The sequence below is a fragment of the Bradyrhizobium sp. NBAIM08 genome (assembly GCF_020193935.1).
Classification (GTDB): Bacteria; Pseudomonadota; Alphaproteobacteria; order Rhizobiales; family Xanthobacteraceae; genus Bradyrhizobium; species Bradyrhizobium yuanmingense.
The window spans coordinates 1-402 of the sequence record NZ_JADYVR010000982.1 but is presented as its reverse complement, the minus strand read 5'-3'; the positions used below and the strand labels follow the sequence as shown (position 1 = coordinate 402).

The window sequence follows — 402 nt, the reverse complement described above, 5'->3', positions numbered from 1 at the left end:
CGGCTGGATACGGAAGGATTGCAGCCAGTTCTGGCGCACCGGCTGGCGCCGCGACAGGGCCTCCAGCGCGGACAGCTTGCGCACCGCCAGCTCGCCGGTGCGCAGGTTGCTGCCGCGCGTGACGCGGCCCTCGACGAAGGCGACCAGCGCACCTTCCATGCGCTCGCGCCCTTCGTCCGGGATCTCATAACCCGCTTCGGCCGTCACCGACAGCACATAGGCCGTCAGCGCATCGTCGCCCTGGCGCATGGTCGGAAAATATTTGAGCATGCCGTCGCCGTCGAGGTGGGCCGGCAGCGTCGCCGCCACGCCCCGCCACATCGCCGCATCGCCCAGCGCCACCGATTTCGAGGTGCGCTGCTCGAAGCAGCTGTAGGGATAAGCCGCCATGTAGTCGCGCAC

General features: G+C 68.9%; 1 protein-coding gene. It reads right to left on the bottom strand.

Annotated elements, in window-relative coordinates; all coding sequences use genetic code 11:
• Nucleotides 1-402 (bottom strand): hypothetical protein (locus I6F37_RS43045; protein WP_225154835.1); only part of this gene is annotated, 402 nt, incomplete at both ends.